The organism is Chryseobacterium sp. Leaf394 (assembly GCF_001424105.1).
Taxonomy (GTDB): domain Bacteria; phylum Bacteroidota; class Bacteroidia; order Flavobacteriales; family Weeksellaceae; genus Chryseobacterium.
The window spans coordinates 191,832-211,901 of record NZ_LMQH01000011.1; the positions used below are offsets into that span (position 1 = coordinate 191,832).

At 37.1% G+C, this 20,070-nt stretch carries 20 protein-coding genes; 8 read left to right on the forward strand and 12 right to left on the reverse strand.

Going from position 1 to position 20,070, the window contains the following annotated elements:
• Nucleotides 1-142: 142 nt before the first annotated feature.
• The 4 genes from prmA (at nucleotide 143) to ASG21_RS05540 (ending at nucleotide 2,932) form a co-directional block, all read left to right on the forward strand.
• Complete coding sequence (gene prmA, locus ASG21_RS05525) at nucleotides 143-970, forward strand: 50S ribosomal protein L11 methyltransferase (RefSeq protein WP_056076875.1); 828 nt, start codon at nucleotides 143-145, stop codon at nucleotides 968-970.
• A 238-nt stretch (nucleotides 971-1,208) separates the two neighbouring features.
• Nucleotides 1,209-2,048: an SH3 domain-containing protein gene (locus ASG21_RS05530; protein WP_056076877.1), complete on the forward strand. Its 840-nt coding sequence runs from the start codon at nucleotides 1,209-1,211 to the stop codon at nucleotides 2,046-2,048.
• Nucleotides 2,049-2,108: 60 nt separating this feature from the next.
• Nucleotides 2,109-2,429, forward strand: coding sequence for a hypothetical protein (locus ASG21_RS05535; protein ID WP_056076879.1), 321 nt, complete (start codon nucleotides 2,109-2,111; stop codon nucleotides 2,427-2,429).
• Between the two features lie 2 nt (nucleotides 2,430-2,431).
• Nucleotides 2,432-2,932 carry a hypothetical protein gene (locus ASG21_RS05540; RefSeq protein WP_056076881.1) on the forward strand — a complete coding sequence of 167 codons (501 nt, stop codon included), beginning with the start codon at nucleotides 2,432-2,434 and terminating at the stop codon, nucleotides 2,930-2,932.
• A gap of 117 nt (nucleotides 2,933-3,049) precedes the next feature.
• Here the strand turns inward: ASG21_RS05540 and ASG21_RS05545 are convergent, their stop codons facing one another.
• From ASG21_RS05545 to ASG21_RS05560, 4 genes are all read right to left on the reverse strand, one after another.
• Nucleotides 3,050-3,355 (reverse strand): cysteine methyltransferase, encoded by a 306-nt coding sequence (locus tag ASG21_RS05545; protein ID WP_056076882.1) that lies wholly within the window; start codon nucleotides 3,353-3,355, stop codon nucleotides 3,050-3,052.
• Between the two features lie 288 nt (nucleotides 3,356-3,643).
• Nucleotides 3,644-4,285 carry a YiiX/YebB-like N1pC/P60 family cysteine hydrolase gene (locus ASG21_RS05550; protein ID WP_082482363.1) on the reverse strand — a complete coding sequence of 214 codons (642 nt, stop codon included), beginning with the start codon at nucleotides 4,283-4,285 and terminating at the stop codon, nucleotides 3,644-3,646.
• Nucleotides 4,263-4,718: a DUF1801 domain-containing protein gene (locus ASG21_RS05555; RefSeq protein ID WP_056076884.1), complete on the reverse strand. Its 456-nt coding sequence runs from the start codon at nucleotides 4,716-4,718 to the stop codon at nucleotides 4,263-4,265. The genes ASG21_RS05550 and ASG21_RS05555 overlap by 23 nt, the downstream gene beginning before the upstream one ends.
• 107 nt (nucleotides 4,719-4,825) lie before the next feature.
• Nucleotides 4,826-7,312 (reverse strand): GEVED domain-containing protein, encoded by a 2,487-nt coding sequence (locus ASG21_RS05560; RefSeq protein ID WP_056076886.1) that lies wholly within the window; start codon nucleotides 7,310-7,312, stop codon nucleotides 4,826-4,828.
• 266 nt (nucleotides 7,313-7,578) lie between these two features.
• On the opposite strand from ASG21_RS05560, the gene ASG21_RS05565 reads away from it, so the two are divergent.
• The 3 genes from ASG21_RS05565 to murB are packed head-to-tail and all read left to right on the forward strand — an operon-like array spanning nucleotide 7,579 to nucleotide 10,317.
• Nucleotides 7,579-8,778: a pyridoxal phosphate-dependent aminotransferase gene (locus ASG21_RS05565; protein WP_056076888.1), complete on the forward strand. Its 1,200-nt coding sequence runs from the start codon at nucleotides 7,579-7,581 to the stop codon at nucleotides 8,776-8,778.
• A gap of 19 nt (nucleotides 8,779-8,797) precedes the next feature.
• Nucleotides 8,798-9,283: a hypothetical protein gene (locus ASG21_RS05570; protein ID WP_056076890.1), complete on the forward strand. Its 486-nt coding sequence runs from the start codon at nucleotides 8,798-8,800 to the stop codon at nucleotides 9,281-9,283.
• Nucleotides 9,280-10,317: a UDP-N-acetylmuramate dehydrogenase gene (gene murB, locus ASG21_RS05575; protein WP_056076892.1), complete on the forward strand. Its 1,038-nt coding sequence runs from the start codon at nucleotides 9,280-9,282 to the stop codon at nucleotides 10,315-10,317. Before ASG21_RS05570 ends, murB begins: the two co-directional genes overlap by 4 nt.
• A gap of 82 nt (nucleotides 10,318-10,399) precedes the next feature.
• Here murB and ASG21_RS05580 read toward each other — a convergent pair whose 3' ends face one another.
• From ASG21_RS05580 to ASG21_RS05615, 8 genes are all read right to left on the reverse strand, one after another.
• Nucleotides 10,400-12,682 carry a cation:proton antiporter gene (locus ASG21_RS05580; protein WP_056082152.1) on the reverse strand — a complete coding sequence of 761 codons (2,283 nt, stop codon included), beginning with the start codon at nucleotides 12,680-12,682 and terminating at the stop codon, nucleotides 10,400-10,402.
• Between the two features lie 106 nt (nucleotides 12,683-12,788).
• Entirely contained in the window at nucleotides 12,789-13,178 is a 390-nt protein-coding gene (locus ASG21_RS05585) for a hypothetical protein (RefSeq protein ID WP_056076895.1), read from the reverse strand.
• Nucleotides 13,179-13,289: 111 nt separating this feature from the next.
• The gene (locus ASG21_RS05590; protein ID WP_056076897.1) at nucleotides 13,290-14,000 is read right to left on the reverse strand and encodes a response regulator transcription factor; all 711 of its coding nucleotides are present in this window, start codon (nucleotides 13,998-14,000) and stop codon (nucleotides 13,290-13,292) included.
• Nucleotides 13,978-14,748, reverse strand: a complete 771-nt coding sequence (locus ASG21_RS05595; protein ID WP_056076900.1) for a histidine kinase — start codon at nucleotides 14,746-14,748, stop codon at nucleotides 13,978-13,980. Before ASG21_RS05595 ends, ASG21_RS05590 begins: the two co-directional genes overlap by 23 nt.
• 24 nt (nucleotides 14,749-14,772) lie before the next feature.
• The gene (locus tag ASG21_RS05600; RefSeq protein WP_056076902.1) at nucleotides 14,773-15,144 is read right to left on the reverse strand and encodes a hypothetical protein; all 372 of its coding nucleotides are present in this window, start codon (nucleotides 15,142-15,144) and stop codon (nucleotides 14,773-14,775) included.
• Nucleotides 15,145-16,338, reverse strand: coding sequence for an alanine dehydrogenase (locus tag ASG21_RS05605; protein ID WP_056076904.1), 1,194 nt, complete (start codon nucleotides 16,336-16,338; stop codon nucleotides 15,145-15,147).
• A 157-nt stretch (nucleotides 16,339-16,495) separates the two neighbouring features.
• Nucleotides 16,496-16,903, reverse strand: a complete 408-nt coding sequence (tsaE, locus tag ASG21_RS05610; RefSeq protein WP_056076906.1) for a tRNA (adenosine(37)-N6)-threonylcarbamoyltransferase complex ATPase subunit type 1 TsaE — start codon at nucleotides 16,901-16,903, stop codon at nucleotides 16,496-16,498.
• Between the two features lie 86 nt (nucleotides 16,904-16,989).
• The gene (locus tag ASG21_RS05615; protein ID WP_056076908.1) at nucleotides 16,990-17,898 is read right to left on the reverse strand and encodes an alpha/beta hydrolase; all 909 of its coding nucleotides are present in this window, start codon (nucleotides 17,896-17,898) and stop codon (nucleotides 16,990-16,992) included.
• A 199-nt stretch (nucleotides 17,899-18,097) separates the two neighbouring features.
• On the opposite strand from ASG21_RS05615, the gene dnaG reads away from it, so the two are divergent.
• Nucleotides 18,098-20,059 (forward strand): DNA primase, encoded by a 1,962-nt coding sequence (dnaG, locus tag ASG21_RS05620; RefSeq protein ID WP_056076910.1) that lies wholly within the window; start codon nucleotides 18,098-18,100, stop codon nucleotides 20,057-20,059.
• Nucleotides 20,060-20,070: the final 11 nt, after the last annotated feature.

The window sequence follows — 20,070 nt, forward strand, 5'->3', positions numbered from 1 at the left end:
TATTAAAATGTTCCCAAGCTCAACTTAAACCTCAGCCGCAGCCTTAACCTCAAATATCGAATCCCGCACCCCGCACACTAATTTCAAATTTCAAACCTGAAATCTCAAATCAAATTCCCTATTTTTGCAGCAAATTACTCACATGCAAAATTATTTAGAATTCGATTTCAAAATACAACCACTTCAACCTTGGGGAGATATATTGATGGCTGAACTGATTGAGATCGGTTTCGACAGTTTCACAGAAGAAATTCATGGTATTTTAGGATATATTCAGAAAGATTTATTCAAAGAAGAAGACCTTCAAGCTTTGCCTCTTTTTCAGAATGAGGAAGTGAAGATTGAATATACTTTCACAGAAATGCCCAACATCAACTGGAATGAAGAGTGGGAAAAGAATTTCGAACCCATCAATATAGATGATAAAGTATTGATCAGAGCAGAATTTCACGAGTCTGTGGAAGGGATGCACGAGATCATTATTCAGCCAAAAATGTCTTTCGGAACGGGACATCATCCGACCACGCATCTGATGATTCAGCAGATGATGGATATTGATTTTAAAGACAAAAAAGTCCTTGATATGGGTTGCGGAACTTCAGTTCTGGCTATCTATGCAAAACAAATCGGTGCCGGTGACACAAAAGCCATCGATATCGACGAATGGTCAGTTGAAAATTCCAAAGAAAACGCAGTAAGAAATGGAGTAGAGCTGGATATCGAACTGGGAACTGCCGATAATTTAGGAGAAGAAAACTACGATATTATTTTGGCCAACATCAACCGAAATATTTTAATTTCAGACATTCCAACCTACGTTAATGTGTTGAACGAAGGTGGAAAATTGTTGCTTTCAGGCTTGTGTTTCTTTGATGTGGATGATATTCTTGAAGTTTGCAAAGAGAATAATCTGGAATTGAAAAAGAAGCTGCAACGTGAAGAATGGGTAAGCCTTCTTCTTGAAAAATAAAGTTTTAGGAAGATCAAAATAAAAATTTTAATCTGAAAAATCATTAAATTTCTATTAGCTTAAAGAAAAAAAACTTTCGACTCCGCTCAGCGTGACTATACAAAATAAAATTTTTGTCTCAAGCACTGTCATGCTGAGCCTGCCGAAGCATTTTACAAAGAATTGATACAAACTTTTTTCTTCAAACTCGTCACTGACTATTTATTTTCGGCCTCAACCTTCACTTCAACCTCACAAAATGAAACTCTTCCTCGCCACACTTTTCTTTTGTTTTATCCAAATCATTTCCGCTCAGGAAAATGATGTTTATGCCAACGGTGTTTTTCATTTTGAAGACAACAAAACGCAGAAAATTTTTACTGATCACACGAGAGTGAGACAATTTCCTGATGTAAATTCTCAGATCTTGGATTCGCTGAAAACCAATCAGCAGATCGTGATTTTGAAAAAAGAAGAAAAAATTCTGAAATTGGGTGAAAGAATTGCCAATTGGTACAAAATATCTTATCAGAAAGACAATCAGAATTACGAAGGATTTATCTGGGGAGGAAATCTTGCGGTTGGTTTCAGAAGCAAAAAAGGTTATGATTTTCTTTTTGGTTTAACGAAAACGGTGAGCAGAAAAAATACGGAATCTGACGGTTCGTTTCCTCAGAATTATGCATCTGTAAAGTTATTGAAAGACAATCATTTGGTTGATGAGGTCTCATTTGAAACGGGTTTAGGCGAAAGTTTAAGCTTCGGAATGTTTAATATTGAAAGCAGTCACCGTCTGAAAAATATAGAGTTGACTTTAAAAGCGACAGTCTCCGGCGAAGCTTGTGGAATAGCCAGCTACGATCAGTATGTACTGGTAAAAGGTGAAAAACTCGTTGCTCTTCCTCAATTGACGAATGTAGGTGATGCAGATGTGTATTATCACACAGAAGAATTCATTTTCCCTAACGATAAAGGCGGAATTCCCAACGCTTTCATTTACAAAATGGAGGAGATGGAAAAGGATGAAAAAGACCGTGAGAAATTCAAACGTTCTTCGAAAACTTATCTTTGGAACGGTAATTCTTTTAAAGCGAAATAATATTTTTATTATAAAATTGAAAACCACTGTATATTTACGGTGGTTTTTAATTTGAACATAATGACAAAAGGAGAACTTTATGATCTGAAGTATACGCTTTCAGATTTTATTTATCCAAGATTAAAAGAATTTAAAGAAAAAGTAGATAGTAAAAATGCACCTTCAATCCCTGATTTTTCAAATGTTGAGCATTTTTCTAACCAAACATCTTTTGCAGAAAAAGAAAAATATTGGACTGAGATCTTAAGTAAAATGATTATTCCTTTTGAATATCACGTTGATCCCGAAAAATTTAAACATCTGGATTTTGAAGAAATTAATGAAAAAGTAGAACTTGGATTAAAGCTTTTTGCAGAGTATTTTACAAATCTTTGGTTTTAGTTATGGACTATTTTGTTTACGCTCTCGAACATATTTATACAGACGATAACCACCGTGACAGTAAGTTTTTAGGATATTTTGATGATCTCTCTGAAATCGAAAAAGAAAAGCAAAGATTATTGTTTTTTCGAGGATTTTCAGATTATCCTCACGATTTCCATGTGAAAAAAATAGGACTTAATAAAATTAATTGGCAATATGGCTTCACAGAAATTGTTGGTGAAATTGGACGGGATTATTTACCCGAAGATGATTTTATTCCAAGTTATAGTCAGGTAGTTACAAAGCTGAATTTAAAAACGGTTTTTAAAGTAAGTCATGTTTATACAATTCATTCATTTTTGGATGATGAGAGAGAAATAGGAGTTTTTTCTGACAAAAAAATGGCAAATGATGTTGTGAATTTTCTTCAACAAAAAGTTGGCTTTGACGAATATCCTGACGATTTTATTATTACCGAAATTCTGTTGAATGATTGGCAATGGAGTGCGGGATTTGAATGAGATTTGAATAGTTTTATTAATAAAATTGAACTTTTCAATTTATCAATATCAAAAAGCAAAAAAAAGCGCTCATACAAATGGATGACGAGCGCTTCAATCAAATTATATGGAATTCAATTAGGAATATCTTCTGCAGATGTACTCTACATTGGTATTCAGTAATTTATTTTTGTTGAGGAAGTATTCCAGATTTTGAAATTCTTCCGTCGTCGTATTCAGGTAAAGCTGAAAAGAGCCGAAATCGGTGCCGTTTACATATTCCACATCTGCGTTCAAAACCCTGTAACACATCCCCATCTGGTTGCAGATCACGTTGAGGAGATGATCAAATTTCATTTTCCCGTTCAGTTCCACTTCAAGAACAATTTCTTTTTTGCTGATGCCCGGTTTTTGGGATAAAGACTGCAGATTTCGTGTAATCATGTTTTGGTGATTTTTTTAGGTGAATGACTCAATTCCTTTGTACATAAAGTTTTATTTTGTTTTAAATACTTAGCAAAAATATAAAAAAATATTAGTCCACCAAATTTGTAGACTAATAATTTCTAAACTTTAACAAAAAAAGAAACCCGTGATGGATTTCTTTCGTATTGAATATGTTCTAAGTCTTCTTCTATTCCCGCAGACTACACAGATTTAGCGGATTTATTATAAAGAATTTCTGCACAATCAGCGAGAATAAGTCCGCAGTATTATACCTTAATAAAACATTTAAAGAACTTTAATTCTGATTAATTTATCTGAACCGGCGAGTCCGTTGGGATTACAGCCCAATTCACCTTCGGGGACTTTCAGATTTTTTTTGTTGTAAAAATCCTGCCAGAACTCATTCGTTTTTCGGGTTTTAGGATCGATGAATGTCATCGGTTCAAGTTTAAAAATTTGGTTTTCCCTGAAAGCTCTTTCAATAAAATCTGAACAGTAGTAAGAGTTTTCATCTAAAATATAATTAAAATTATATGGCTTTCCCAACATCAAATCTGCCATCGCCAACGCATTTGGAATCTTTTCCTGAAATTCAGGTTTCAAACGGTAGACTACAATGTTTTGCTGATCTTTTTTCTGATCGTTAATGAAATCATTCAGATTCTGTCTGTTAGAACCTAGATTTGGCGAAGCATGAAGAACAGAATATTGCCCGTTTTTAATCTCTAAAATTCCGATATGGTCATATTTTTCGGTTTCTTTTTTCTGTGTGACATTATTAATAGCTCCCGATAATCCGGAATTTTTTGCCGTTACAAAAAGAAGGTCGCCGTTTTTTAAATCAGATTTAATACCTGATGCGCAGCTGCTGAGCGATAAAATAATAATTAAAAAAGCAAAAAGCCTAACGTTGAAGATTTTTCTCATAGAGCTCGATCCAGTTTTGTAAATTCATTTTTTTGCTCAGTTCACCAATCAGTTCAAAAGGAATTTCATTCATATTTTTAAACCTTACACACGATTTTCCCATATCCAGTTTTCTCTTTGAATATTTCGGGAATTCTTCTGTAAACCAATTCAGAATTTCAGGACTGGCGTACATTCCCATGTGATACAGCGCAATGAAATTTTTCTGCGATGCGAGGCTGATGAACGGAAGAGGCTTTCCCGGAGTGCAGTGATATCCCGAAGGAAATGTTTCCAAAGGAACATTCCAGTTGATCATTCCGCCACTAAAGGTTTCTTCAAAACCTTTAGGAAGATTTTCTCTGATGGTGACATATAATTTTCTGAAGACTTCCTGTCTTTCCTCAGGAAGTTTTGATAGATATTCTTCTAAAGATTCTGCCGGAATTTGCATGACTGATATTTTTTTTCAAATTAACAAAAATTCAGATAAATCTAAAAATAAAAACGGCTGTACAAAAAATGCACAACCGTTCTGATAATAATAATTCAAAAATAATTCTATTTTTTAATGATTTTCACGCTTTTTTGTGATCCGTCTTTGAACTGTAGATTAAGTAAGTATAATCCTCCACTCAAATCACCTAAGTTGATCTGTGCTTCAGGATTCTCAATTGTTTTAAGCGTTCTTCCTGATACATCGCTCACTTTGATAGATCTAATATCTTTAAATTCTGAGATATTGACTACATCTGTGAATGGGTTTGGAGAAACTTTAATTTCTTTTTTAGCTAAAGACGTTTCTGTAGTAGAAAGAAGATTTGCAACTTGTAAAGTAAAATCTAAATACTCACCTCTATTTGTGCCTGTGCAAGGATTTGAAGGAGCGGTAGAATTAAAATCACACATAATTCTCAAACGGTAATTACCATAGGCTGTACCCGCCGGAATTACGATATTACCTGTTGTAGAAGTGATATAATCATTGGTTACAAAAACTCTCTCAGCAGTGCTGAATGTACCGTCATTATTCCAGTCTACCCATATTGCTGATCCGCAAGTAGGACCTCCAACTGTAATAGAGATTGGAACAGTGGTATTGGTGTCAGCAACAATAGTGTTGGATGTAGCTGCTAAATTCTGATATCCGCCCGTTCCCGCAACGGCTGATGCAGATGAATAATTCATATTGGTTGCTGCACCAGTTGAGCTGAATGCTGAAATCCACGAGTTTTGGTTACCGGTAGCTGGTTTACAGTATTGTGTAATTGTGTTTACACTTCCAAACCAAGGGCTCTGATCTGTAGCACTACAGTGAGTTCTTACCCAAAAGTAGTACATGTAAAGATTAGAAAGGTTAGGAACAGTTACGCTGGTTGTTGTAGATGTTACAGAGTTTGTTGCGTTTAAAACTGTTGAAGCAGTTGGGGCAACATTGGTAGTGCTGTAATAAACATCATAATTATTGGCTGGGGTAGTGCCGGTATCTGTCCATGAAAGACTGATTGAGTTGGCAGTAGCACCAGTTATTGCTAAAGCAACTGATTCAGGGCAAGTAGGAATAGCTTCTACAGTAATATTATCCAGATAAATACTTCTGCTTGTTCCTCCAAGATTATGTCTGAAGGCTAAATATTCTGTCCCTCCAGTCGGAATATTTACAGTGTATTGCGTATTTGTAGTGGTAAGGTTAGTTGTATTAAAAGCAGTAAATGTAGAAGCGTCTGATGGATTAGTCATTGTACCAATCTGTACTGAGTAATTTGCTGCACCACCTCTTGCGAAAAATTTAACTCTTTTAGTTCCATCAGATAATGCAGTTGTTTGTGGTGAAACCAACATCTGATTTCCTGTGGTAGCAGTGGAATTGGTTAGTAAATAGATATTTGGTGATGATACAGGAGTGGAAGTAGTTACATATCCTGAACCTGCAAAACCACTATTTTCGGTATATGCCCAACATGATGGAGCATTAGGGTTAGAGGATGATCCCGTAGAAGTGGTATCAAAGTTTTCTGTATATGGAGCCGTAAAAACTGAGCATGCAGTTTTGAAATTTCCTACAAATGACCATGCACTTTGACTTGTTGCGGTAGCGCAGTTGGCTCTAACCCAGTAATAATATATGGTATTAGAATTTAAACCTCCAATTGTGTTGCTTAAACCGCTTACACCAGAGTAAGTTGGAGTGGTTGCGCTTGTAGGAGCAGTGTTTGATGTACTGTGGTAAATATCGTAGGTTACACCGTTGCTTGCTGCTGCCCATGAAACTAATGCAGAGTTTACTGTAATCGCACTTGGTGTCTGTAAAACTGGTGGAGCACAGTCAGAATAGGCGTCAGCAGAAAATGCAAAGATATTTGGATAACCGTTTACTGTTGTGTTAGTTTTTGTAATCGTTACACTTTGTATGAACTTTGTCTGATTGGCAGCATCAATATTGATAGCCGACTGATACATTCTGGGATTGGTTCCGCCAGCAGGCTCCAGATCATTGGTGGTTCTGTTGATTCTACCGAGACCCTGGATGGCAAAGTTACTTCCGTTATACCAGTCAGGTATTGAAACTCCTGTAGCTTGCTGGGTGGTTCCATCAGAAAAATTAACCGTTATTGTAAGGGTTGATAATGCACTTCCGCTGGTAGAAAGCATATAAAGTTTAATTGCCTGCTTAGGAGTTGCAAAAGTTACAGTTCCAGTTAAATTTGCATTAGACAGTTTTAAAGAATTCGGAGAATTGAGATCAGCTAACTGATAGCTTAGCCCTGGTGTAGAAGTTACTACAGAATTTATAATTCCGTTGGTTGGAACTCCGTAAGTGATTGGAGTGCTTGTCGCCGTAGCCAGGAAATCTCTTGCCACAAAAGCAAAGGAATCACCATCAAGGATTGCAGAGGTAGAGCTGAGTGCAGGTCCTGTTCCGTTAGCAATTACATCTTCATTAAAGCCTGAAGCAATCGGCATGGTCTGATAATTTTGTGCAAACGCAAGGGAGCTTACTGCAATACCCAAGACACCCAGCACACGAGTGGGTTGAAATTTGTTCATATAATACAGTTTATTAAGTTTGTTGTAAAACTATGAAATAAATCAATACAAAGAGTTTTAATTTTAAATATTTTTAAAAGATTTTTCAATAACGGTAGATTATAGATAATGTGTAACCAATTGCATTGTGAAAATACTTTGGTATAAAGAACTATTAACATATTTGTCATAAATTCTATGTAAAGCATTGTATTTGCTTCTTTCGTAATTAAATTTTAAAGCATGACAAAATAATTTGCTATTTTTGCGGATACAAAATCCTTATAATGCCAAACATCTCCCACAGAGCTCAGAATATGCCGGCGTCACCGGTTAGAAAGCTTGTTCCATTTGCCCAGAAAGCAAAACAAAACGGTACAAAAGTATATCACTTAAACATCGGCCAGCCTGATATCGAGACGCCGCAAACAGCACTGAATGCGTTAAAGAATATCGATCTCAAAGTACTGGAATATGCACTTTCTGAAGGTAATTTAGAATACAGAACAGCTCTGAGAGATTATTATCACACCCTTGATTTTACTGATCTTACCACGGATAATTTCATAGTGACCAACGGTGGTTCGGAAGCTTTAAATTTTGCCATCTCAACACTTTGTGATGATGGCGATGAGGTGATTATTCCTGAGCCATACTATGCAAATTACAATGGTTTTACAAGCACTTTTAATGTGAATGTAGTTGCAGTTCCATCCACAATTGATACTGGTTTTGCACTTCCTCCGATTGAAGAATTTGAAAGAAAAATTACTGCAAAAACGAGAGCAATTGTCATCTGTAACCCTGGAAATCCTACCGGTTATCTTTACACCCGTGAAGAACTTCAGCAGCTTGCAGAAATTGCTGTAAAATATGATATCGTAATTATTTCTGACGAAGTTTACAGAGAATATGTTTACGATGGAAAACAGCAGATATCAATGCTCGAATTTCCTGAACTGGCAGAAAACTGCATCATCATCGATTCAGAATCCAAGCGTTATTCAATGTGTGGGGTGAGAATCGGTTGTCTGGTTACACGTTCCAAGAAAATTCACGATGCGGCAATGCTTTTTGCTCAGGCAAGATTGAGTCCGGTTCTGTTGGGTCAGATTGCAGCAGCAGCAGCTCATCAAAATGACGGTGCTTACATCAGAGCAGTGAGAGAAGAATACACACACAGAAGAAATGTTTTGGTAGAGCAGTTAAACGCTATTCCGGGAGTAATCTGTCCAAAACCGAAAGGTGCTTTTTACTGTGTAGCTGAGCTTCCTGTAGATGATACTGAGGTTTTTGCACAGTGGCTTCTTGAAAAATATACCAACAAAGGCGAAACAATTATGGTGGCTCCTGCAGGCGGTTTTTATTCTGATCCCGAATTAGGTAAAAAGCAGGTGAGAATTGCTTATGTTCTTAAAGAGCAGGATCTCCGCAGAAGTGCAGAAATCCTCAGAGATGCACTGGAAAAATACAATCTCGAAAAATAATTTTTTGATTTAAAAATACATGTCAGCAATAAAAATATTTGGTTTGAAATCTTTCTTTCCTCTGCTTTTACTGCTGATTTTTTCATGCTCAGAAACGTCAAAATCTGAGAAGAAAAATACAGTAGACGAAAGAGTTGAGTACATTGTTTTTTCAAGAGTTGGAGGTAAAGGCGGAAATTATAAAACCATCAGAGTAACTCAGGATTCCGTGGTTTTGTCGCTCGGAAATACCTCAAAAAACCTTCATAAGACCTGGAAAAAAGCACTGTCCGATAAGTTCAAAGCGGAACTTTTCGGAAAACTGAATGTCAATCAGCTATCTTTGATCAAAAGTTCTGAAAGTATTCAGGCTCAGGATGGCGCTGATGAAACTTTTCAAATCAAAACCAGCCGCACTTCTTATGTTTTTGTGAATGCCTACAATGACGAATACAATTACCGCCAGCTCGAAAATTTTAAAACACAGTTAAAAAAAATAATTCCTAAAGAATTTCAACCATTATGAAAGAAAATTTTTCTTTAAAACCTTTCACAACTTTTGGTGTAGAAGCTAAAGCAAGATATTTCGTGGAAGTAAATTCTGCAGAAGAATTAATCGAAACCCTCCAACGCTCCAACTCTCCAACCCTCAAATCCTCAAACCCTCCAACGCTCCAACCTTTATTTCTCGGTGGCGGCAGTAATATTCTGTTCACCAGAGATTATGACGGTTTGGTTATTAAATTAAATTTAAAAGGAATTTCTGAAGAGGTTTTAAATGAAAATGAAGTGATGGTCACGGCTCAGTCTGGCGAAAACTGGCACGAATTCGTCTTATACTGTTTGGGTAAAAACTATGGCGGACTCGAAAATCTTTCGCTTATTCCGGGAAATGTGGGAACATCCCCGATGCAGAATATTGGTGCTTACGGAACTGAAATCAAGGATACTTTTGTAAGCTGTAAAGTTTTAAACCTTGAAACCCGCCAACTGGAAACTTTTGATCTTGAAAAATGCAGATTCGGTTACAGAGATTCTATATTTAAGCAGGAAGGGAAGGGGAAATACGTAATTCTGGAAGTAACTTTTAAATTAACTATACAAAATCACGCCATTAAAACCGAATACGGAGCCATTAAAACTGAACTTGAAAATCTTGGGATTTTAAATCCAACCATCCAGGATGTTTCTATAGCGGTGATCAATATCCGTCAGAGCAAACTTCCTGATCCTAAAGAACTGGGAAATGCCGGAAGTTTCTTTAAAAATCCTACAATTCCTCTGGCTCAGTTTGAAGATTTAAAATTAAAATTTGAAAATATTCAGGGCTATCCGAATGGAGATTTTGTGAAAGTTCCCGCGGGTTGGCTCATCGAGCAATGTGGCTGGAAAGGAAAGCAGATTGGGAATGTGGCATCTCACAAACTTCAGGCACTGGTGATTGTCAACGCAACAGGAAATGCTTCAGGGAAAGAAATTTTCGATTTTTCAACACTGATTATCAATTCGGTAAAGGAAAAGTTTGGAATTGAACTGGAAAGAGAGGTGAATATTCTCTAAAGTTTTCAACGTTTTTAAAATAAAAAAAAAGCATTCTTTTAAATTTTAAAGAATGCTTTTCTATGAAAATATGAAACTAAAATTAAGGATTCGAAATAATCAGAGTGGAAGGAATATCAGATAACCAGAGGCTTTTCGAATCGATGAGTCCGCGCCAGCTTTTCTTGCTGATCAGCATCAGATTCTGAGCCTGCAGAAATTCCTTTTCAATCTGTTTTTCGTTATATAAAGTGATGTGGTTTGGAGCAACCTGCTCGATGCTTCTGATGAGTTCTTTCACCTCAATATTATTTCTGATCTGTCCCGCAACGTCGAGAATAATAATCTGAGAATTGTTATTATTAATCAATCTCTTGGCGTATTCAAGCAGATAAAAATCGCTTAAATTAAATATCGGAATAAAAACCCTGTCAGCAGATGAAAACTTTCTGTCGACCAAAACGCCTACCGGAATATTGGTGTTATCCAAAATCTGCAAAGTAGAATCGTCAAATGGCGAATTGTTGAAAATATTGCTCTTTCCTTTTACGGTATTCAGTAATTTTTCAGGGTTAATGATTTTTGTAGTAAATCCTAAAAGTCTTCCCAACAAACTGCCTTCGTACATCGATTTCCCAAGCATAATCAAAAGAAGATCATAATTTCCTTTGTTTGAAATGTTGGTCAGATCATTTTCCAGATCTGTGGAAGCTTTAAAAAGTGTCGTCACTTCCAGCGAAAGTTCTTCTGAAGTTTCAATCACATTTTTAAATTGTTCTTTCTCAAAATCTTCAATGTCAAAAGCGTGCAGTTCGTCTACCGGAGCAATGTTCATGGCGGTGATGCTTTTGTTGCCATTCATTTTATTGGTCAGATTATCGGCAAGTTTTAAAAGTGTGCTTCCTGATTCAGGTGTTTCAAATGATAAGAGAACTCTGTATTTCGCATCGTTATCTTCGTCATCTTCCTCCTCAAGTGAAGATTTTTTTCCTTTAAATAAATAATTAATAAGGTCGAGACATGGCCCTGTCATAAATGTGGTAAATAATGCCATGATGACGAGCATTGCAAACAGTTCAGGCCCCAAAACACCTAGGTCGTAACCGATATTTAAAACGATTAATTCCGTTAAACCTCTCGTATTCATAAGAGCACCGATGGTAAGGCTGTCTTTCCAGCTCAGTTTTAGGAATTTCGCTGTGAGCGCACTTCCGACAAATTTACCGACCACGGCAGTCAGAATAATAAATCCGCCGATTTTCCAGAGGTGTGGATCATTTAATAATCCAATCTGTGTTCTTAAACCGGTAAATACAAAGAATAACGGAAGAAGTAAAACCAGGGCGACATCCTCAATTTTTTCAATGAAAAGATTTCTGAATTTTACATTTTCAGGCATAATCGCACCCGCCATAAATGCTCCGAATAATGCGTGAATTCCAATAACTTCTGTTGCATATGCAGAAATAATTAAGATAAGGAAAAACACAGCCACCAGACCTTTGTTGATAAATCCTTTTCCTTTTTGAGATTCTGCAATCCTGTGCAGGAAAGGTCTTACCGCTTTGATCATAATGAAAACGTACACAACTGCCATGATAATCACGAAAATCGACCCTGAGAAAGATCCTGCTTTTACTACCGCAATTACCGCTGCCAGAATACACCACGCCGTAATGTCGTCTGCCGCAGCACAGGTGATTACAACGGTTCCTATTTTTGTTTTATGAAGATTTCTTTCCTGTACAATCCTTGCCAGTACGGGAAAGGCGGTTATGCTCATCGCAATCGCTATAAAAAGGGCAAAGGAACTGAACTGAATTCCCTCCGGAGCAAATTCCTTGTAGATAAAATAAGAAAGCCCGACACCTAAAGCAAAAGGAATAATGATACTGGCGTGACTGATAACTACCGCATCGTGCGCTTTTTTTCTGAGAACACTCAAATCGAGCTCCATTCCGACAATGTACATGAAGAGAATCAAACCTATCTGGCTTAAAAACTGTAAGTTTCCTAAAGATTCTTTCGGGAAAATAAAGCCTGAAAGCTCTGGAAAATACATTCCGAAGAGAGACGGCCCCAGAACAATACCCGCAATCATTTCTCCGATTACCGAAGGCTGTTTAAGTTTAATACAAATCCATCCGAACAGTTTGGCAACAATGATAATCGTTACAATCTGTGTAAGCAGAAGTGCAAGCGGATGGTGAAGGTTTGATAAAAAAGAGTCGGTAAATGTTTCCCACATCGTGTCGCCGGTGACTTTTGCAGGTGGAATATTTTCTCCTATTTCGAGGGTTTTTCCTTCTACGAAAAACCAGTACATCAATGCCGAGAAAAAGACAATCGTTGCAACATAAAAAATAATATTTCTATATTTTCCCATGATCATTCAGTCATTTTTATTAAAGTGTAAATTTCTTAAGAATAAACGGATGTTTGAACCTGTTTTTTTTGAAATGTAATGAATACTAAAAATAATGTAATGAAACTTATCTGAATCTGTATCCCAGTCCTACACCCATTTTCCAGCTGCCGTTTGCTGTTGAGGTTTTGGCGTTGTAATAAAAAGGAATCTGCAGTGCTAATTTTTTATAAACCACAGCAAATCCTGCTCCCAGAGTCGGCATCACAGCACTGTTTTTTGTTCCGTATGAGCGGTCTTCTTTAATCCGCAAAGAGGGAAGCATTCCCAGCATTAATTTTAAATTGTGCTGTGTAAAACTGACATTCGGACCTGTAAAATTTAAGAAAGCTCCGTGGTCGACATAACCGGCAACGGCAATTCCGTCAAAAAAGGAACCTTTTATACTGGAATCTTTTTCCTGACATAAGCACAGGCTGGAAATACAAATTCCTGTTCCTAAAAGAATTTTTTTCATGATATTTCATTTAATCAAGGCACAAAAGTAGTGGCAGCAATTGTTTTCTGAAATACCGATGTAATAAAGACGCAGGATTCTGCAGTGAAAAGAGGAAGATTTGAAAAGACCTTACTTCCCAAACATTTCCATCAGAGAATTTCTGTATGTTTCGCCAATCTGAAGCTTTAAAAACTGATCAGATTCAGTAGAAATTGTAGTGATAATCTCGTTGGTGGATAAAACTTTGACAGATGACAATGCGATGATCTCTTTTTTGTTGACCTGCGCGAAATCTTTTGACGGAAGCATCTCGAGAAGTGATTTGAAATTTAGATTTTTCAGAACAATCACAGTTCCGTCTTTCAGAATAATATCTTTGTCGCGGCTGTCGATTTCCGAAGTTTTAATGTAAGCAATCTGCTCAGTGAAAATGGTGGACTTGCCGATGTTTGTGTTCCACTCTATAAATTCTTTTCTGTGGGTTGTTGCCAAAAGATATGCTGCTTTCTCAAATGCCTGAATCAATCTTTCTTTTTTAATGGGCTTTCTTACATAATCTACGACATTCAGATCAAAAGCTTCGGCTGCGTATTCTTTGTAAGCAGTGGTAAAGATGATTTTTTTTGAACCTGAAATAAGTTCGGCAACCTGTAAACCAGTCATTCCGGGCATTTCAATATCTAAAATGCAGAGATTGCAGTCGATGTTTTCTATTTCACTGAGGAAAATTTTGGGATCGTTGAAAACTTTTACAACTTCCACGTTTTCTATCTGTTCGCAGAGAAGTTTCAGGTAGCTGATCGCCAGCAGTTCGTCATCAAGAATAACGCATTTTATCATAGAATTCGCCTAAATTGATTGTTAATTCTGCCGTGAAGATACCGTTTTTTGAGTTTTTCTGCAGCGTGTAGAAATTATTGTAGATCATCTTCAATCTCTGATCGAGCGACTGACTTCCGAATCCGCTGTGGTCTTTGTGCAGCACATTTTTAAGGGAAGCTTTGTTGGTGACCTTCATTGAAAATATTCCGTCACTGAGCTCCAGCTGAATTGAAATAAAAGAGTCCTGAGCTAAAAAATCGGTGTGTTTAAAGGCATTTTCAATTAAATCGACAGAAATCAGCGGGGCAAAAACTTTCTCTTCAAATACAGAATCAGATTTATCAATTTTAGATTTAATTCTGAAATCAAAAAGCGGATTGACCTTGATTTTATTAATTTCGATAAGGCTTAAAGCAAAACTCAGTTCTTCTTTAGGACTTACAAATTTATTGTTGCTTTCGTAGAGAATATAATCCAGAACATTTGCAAGTTTATCAAGCGACATGTAGGTTTGATACGCATGAGACTGAACTGAATTCAAAATATTTTTAAACAGGTGCGGATTCAGTTTTGTTCCGATATGTTCCAGTTGAACTTCATTCAATCTGTTTTGAATCAGTTTGTTGCTTTCAGAAAGTTTTATATTCTTATTTTTCAGCCTTTGATTTCGACTGAAAAGATAAATGGAAGCCGTTAAAAAAATGAAAATGGCAAAAACTCCGATAAAAATCAGATAATCCTGAATGAGATAGAGGTTGCCGTCCATAATTTAAAACAAATTTCAGATAATTTACCTGAGCTTTTTCAAAGAATTTAAAACAGCATTTTCCTCACACTTCTCAAACGTAATTTCGTATCTCGGATTTTTCTCAGGATAGGTCATCAGATAACTCGGGCAGGGCTTTTGCTGAGCCTTGCTGCGGTCAAAATCAATTTTTCCTAAAGTAATGATGCTGTCTTTTAAGAATTTTTCATTCACATTTAAAGCTTCCATTTCAGTTTTGAAAGTTTCAGAATATTTAAAATCTTTAGATAAAGTTTCGGCGATTACGCGGCTGTTGGGCAGGTATCCGCTGCAGCTTGCGCCTTTTTTATTGAGTACAAAAAATACAATGATCAGTCCGGGAATAAGCCCGAATGCAAAAAATTTGATTTTTCTCATTTAGAAAAGTAAAAGATTGATATCATGATAAGTAAGACCAAAACGGTCGCAAATCACTTTTTTGGTATGGCGGCCTTTATACATGTAAAGGCTTTGTTTCATTTCGTTTTTTCTGAGGAGCATATTTTCGAAACCGCCTTCTTCGTCGTAGTTTAAAAGGTAAGACAGGAAGAAATTGGAAATCGCCTTGGTAGTCGTTCTCGGCATTTTTGACGTCAGATTCGGCAGTCCGCAGTGAATTACACCGTGCTTGATGATGTAAGGATCTTCCATTGTGGTCAGTTCTGAAGTTTCAATCACTTTACCGTTATCGATGGTGATGTCAATGATCACAGTTCCTTTTTTCATTTTTGAAACCATTTCTTCCGTTACAATCGGGTTCGAATTCATTCTTGGAAGTGCTCCGATAACCACGTCGGCACGTCTGAGTGCTTTTTTAAGTTCCTTGGGATCGATGATCGAGGTTGGAACTCTGCTGTCTACCAAAGTGTGAAGTCTTCTTAATTTTGAAAGTGAATTATCAAAAACCCTGACGCTGGCTCCAAGTCCGATTGCTGCTTTTGTCGCAAATTCACCTACGATTCCTGCTCCGATGATGACTACTTCTGTGGGTCTTACTCCGGTAATTCCTCCCAACATCAAACCGTTGGAAAGAGCGAGCAATTCTGATGCATATAAAATAGAAACTGTACCTGCAATTTCCCCAATTAATCTCACCAGGGCTAGTTGGTTGTACTCGTCGAAAATAAATTCAAAAGCGATGGCATTGATTTTTTTCTGAGCCAGTCTGCAGAAGTAATCTTTATCTCTGAGGTTAATCTGTAAAGCAGAAACCAGATAAGTATGAGGCTTGAAGTAATCTATTTCTTCGTCTGTAGGCGGATTAATTTTTAAAACTAAATCCTGCCCAAATGCCTCCTTGGGATCATCGGTAATTCTCGCTCCCGACTCAGAGTACTGAAGATCGGTGAAAAAAGATCCCTGTCCGGCACCGGATTCTATGATGATCTCATGGCCATGTTCTACCAAAACCTGCACAGCATCGGGTGTGATGCAAGTACGCCTTTCGTTGAGGCAGGTCTCTTTGGGAATTCCTATACTGAACTGTTTACCTTTTTTGATGACTTCAAGTTTTTCTTCTTTCGGCATCAGTTCTTCTTCGGTAAACGGAGTAAAAATATTGGTGGTGCTCATTTTTTAAGGTGGATTTTGACTGAAAATATTTTAAAAATCAATCGGTTTCACGAGGCAAATATACAGATTAAGTCGCTGATAGCAATTAGCTTTTTGCTATCTGCTTTTTCAAACCATCTTTTAAATTTCAAAACATTGTAAAACTTGAAGTACTTAGTTATTCGAAAGTAATTTCTCTTGTTTCTCCGTTATTATCAATTTCCATGGTGTGGTAGCCGAGTCCGTCGAGCTCCTCTTCATAAACTTCCGGCCATTCTATGATGCAGAGAAAAGAATTGTCGAGGTATTCTTCGATGCCGATGTCATACACTTCTCCGATGTTTTTCAAACGGTAAAGATCAAAATGAAAAACTTTTCCTTTCGGCGAACTGTACTCGTTTACAATCGAATAAGTAGGAGAGTTGACCTCGTCCTGACTTCCTAAATTTTTCAGGAGGACTTGTGTAAATGTTGTTTTTCCGGCTCCTAAGTTTCCTTTCAGCAAAAGGATATTATGTTTCAGTTGTGGCAAAATTTCCTTCACCACATCCTGCCATTGTTCTAAATTTCTGATCTCGAAATGCATGCAATTTATTTGAGGCTGTAAAATTAGTAAACGTTTTGCTCTTTCAAAACTTTTTACAGAGTGACATTTTACCTGATTTTAACTTTTTACTTTAAGCTCAATATCCATCTGTAGAGATTATCAGTCCAGTTTTCAAGATGTCCTTTTCCGATGGCAAGACCAAAACCGTGACCACCTTTTGGGAAAATATGCATTTCAGTTTCTACTTTTTCTTTTTGCAGTGATTCGTAAAAAACAATGCTGTTTTTCACGGGAACTGTTTTGTCGTCGGAACAGTGCACTAAAAATGTGGGAGGAGTTTTACCCGTTACCTGAAGCTCATTTGAATAATAATTTACCAATTCCTGACTGGGTTTTGTACCTAAGAGATTTTCTCTCGAACCCTGATGCCCAAAAGCTTCCATTGTGATAACCGGGTAGATCAAAATCATAAAATCCGGTCTTGCGCTGATGTTTTCTATTTCTGATTTTGGAAATTTGTCTTCACTTTCAAAATGAGTTCCTAAAGTGGAAGCAAGATGGCCGCCTGCTGAAAATCCCATAATTCCAATTTGGTTTTCTGAAATATTCCATTTTTTGGCGTTGTTTCTTACCAGTCTTATCGCTCTTTTTGCGTCTTGCAGCGGCGCTTCATGTGGAATAATCAATGATTTTGAAGCCGGAACTCTGTACTTTAAAACAAATGCAGCAATACCTTTAGAATTAAACCATTTGGCAATATCTGTCCCTTCTCCATCATACGCTAAACCCCGATAACCGCCTCCCGGACAGATAACCACAGCTTTACCGGTCGCAATTTTCTTCGATGGCAAATACACTTCCAACGTCGGTTTCTGAATATTTTCAATCCACACAATCGTTCTTTCAACTGAAGTTTCCTTTTCTTGACTTACTTTCTGATTGGGAATCTGTTCTCCCCACAGCGGAACAATTTCCTGACTGTAAAATGTAACGAATGATAGTAGAAACAGCGTTATAGAAAGGATTTTTTTCATTATTAATTTAATTTGCTGAGGTAAATTTAAAAAAGAAATATTTGGTTTAAAGATTTTAAATCCTGTAAATTAATTTCTTAAAATTCGTCATTATAAAAATAGCAACTATATGTATATCTTTGTAGCCTTAATAAGTTTTTTGATCTACAAAACTGCTATTAATTTGAACTTAGTAAAATAACTTTCTCAGAATTAAGACGTGATTTCCAAGCAAACGATAGATAAAATATTTTCCACAATCCGGGTAGAGGAGATTGTGGGCGAATATGTGCAGCTGAAGAGGGCGGGATCCAATTTTAAAGGGTTGAGCCCGTTTCATGAAGAAAAATCGCCGAGTTTTGTTGTATCTCCAAGCAAGCAGATCTGGAAAGATTTCTCGACTGGGAAAGGAGGTACAGCGATTTCTTTTCTAATGGAAATCGAAAATTTTACGTATCCGGAAGCACTTCGTCATGCAGCCAAAAAATATGCAATTGAAATAGAAGAAGACCGTCAGGAATTCTCCGAGGAAGCCAAAATTGCACAGACGGAAAGAGATATTCTTTATAAAATTCATGAAATTGCCAACGATTATTTCCAGAATATTTTGTGGGAAAATGAGGAGGGAAGATCTATTGGTCTGTCATATTTCAGAGAACGTGAGCTGAAGGATGACATCATCAGAAAATTTCAGCTGGGATATTCTCCGGAAAAGAAAAATTCATTTACCGAATATGCGATTGAGAAAGGCTATTCCAAAGAAATTTTAGAGAAATCCGGACTTTCTATTTTTCCTGAAAATTCTCCGGCAGGTATCGACCGTTTCCGTGAAAGAGTGATGTTTCCAATTCACAGTTTTTCGGGAAGGGTTTTAGGTTTCGGAGCCAGAATTCTTAAGAACAATATTAAAACCGCCAAATATCTCAACTCTCCGGAGACAGAAATTTATCATAAATCAAATGTTCTTTATGGCTTAAACCAAAGCAAACAGGCGATTTCCAGAAAAAATGTCTGTCTATTGGTGGAAGGGTATATGGATGTGATTTCACTTCATCTTTCTGGAATTGAAAATGTGGTGGCGAGTTCCGGAACTTCTCTGACAACTGAGCAAATTAAACTGATCAAAAGACTTACTGAAAACGTAACGATTTTGTTTGACGGTGATAACGCGGGAATTAAAGCCAGTTTCAGGAGTATCGATATGCTTCTGGCGGAAGGCATGAACATCCGTGTTCTGCTCTTTCCCGAGGGCGACGACCCCGATTCTTTTGCCCGGAAACATCCTCAGAATTACGTTGAGAAATTTATAGAAAACGAAGCGACAGATTTCATTGATTTTAAAGCTGAAATTCTTCTTAAAGATGCCGGAACAGATCCTATAAAAAAGGCTGAAGCCATCCGGAACATTGTAAAATCAGTTTCGTTTGTACAGAATGCTCTGAAAAAGGAGGTCTATCTGAAAGAGGTTTCAAATAAATTCGGGCTTTCGGAGCAGAGTCTTTTTAATGAGCTCGATATTCAGAAGCAGATCACGCAAAATCAGACCCAACACCAGCCAAAAGAACAGCAGAAACCTGCAAAACTGGAAATCGTTCCCCAACAGGCAGAGCTTGAAGATTCGGTACAGTTTAATATTATTCATCAGGAAAATAAACTGATTGATACAATGCTGATGTTTGGCGACATGGTTTTAGAAAGACAGGATGCCAATCTTGAGAAATACGAAATCACCGTCATTGAAGAAATTCTCCATCACTTTGAAGATGAGAATTATGAATTTCAGATACCAACCAATCAGAAAATCATCGAAGACATCAAAATCGGAATTGAAAATGAGGAAATACGTGCCGGAAATTTCTTTATCACGTTGATGGATGAAGATATTACACTGAAAGTGGCCGATGCACTCCTTTCTCCTGATGATCTGAGCGATTGGTCGACCCGAAATATTTTCCCGCCTGCGATTGGTGATCATCTTGCTGCGGAAGTGGAAGCCAATATTCTCATTCACAAATATTATTACATTCATCTCCTCATCAGAAAAATGACCGCCGATCTCGAAAACCACCGTGAAAATAATCCTACAGCGTATTTTGATTCCATAAAAAAGATCATGATGCTCACAGAGTTTTCAAGGCAGTTGGCAACAAAACTGGAGTGGTCGCCGATTACAAAGGTTTGATTGAAACTGAA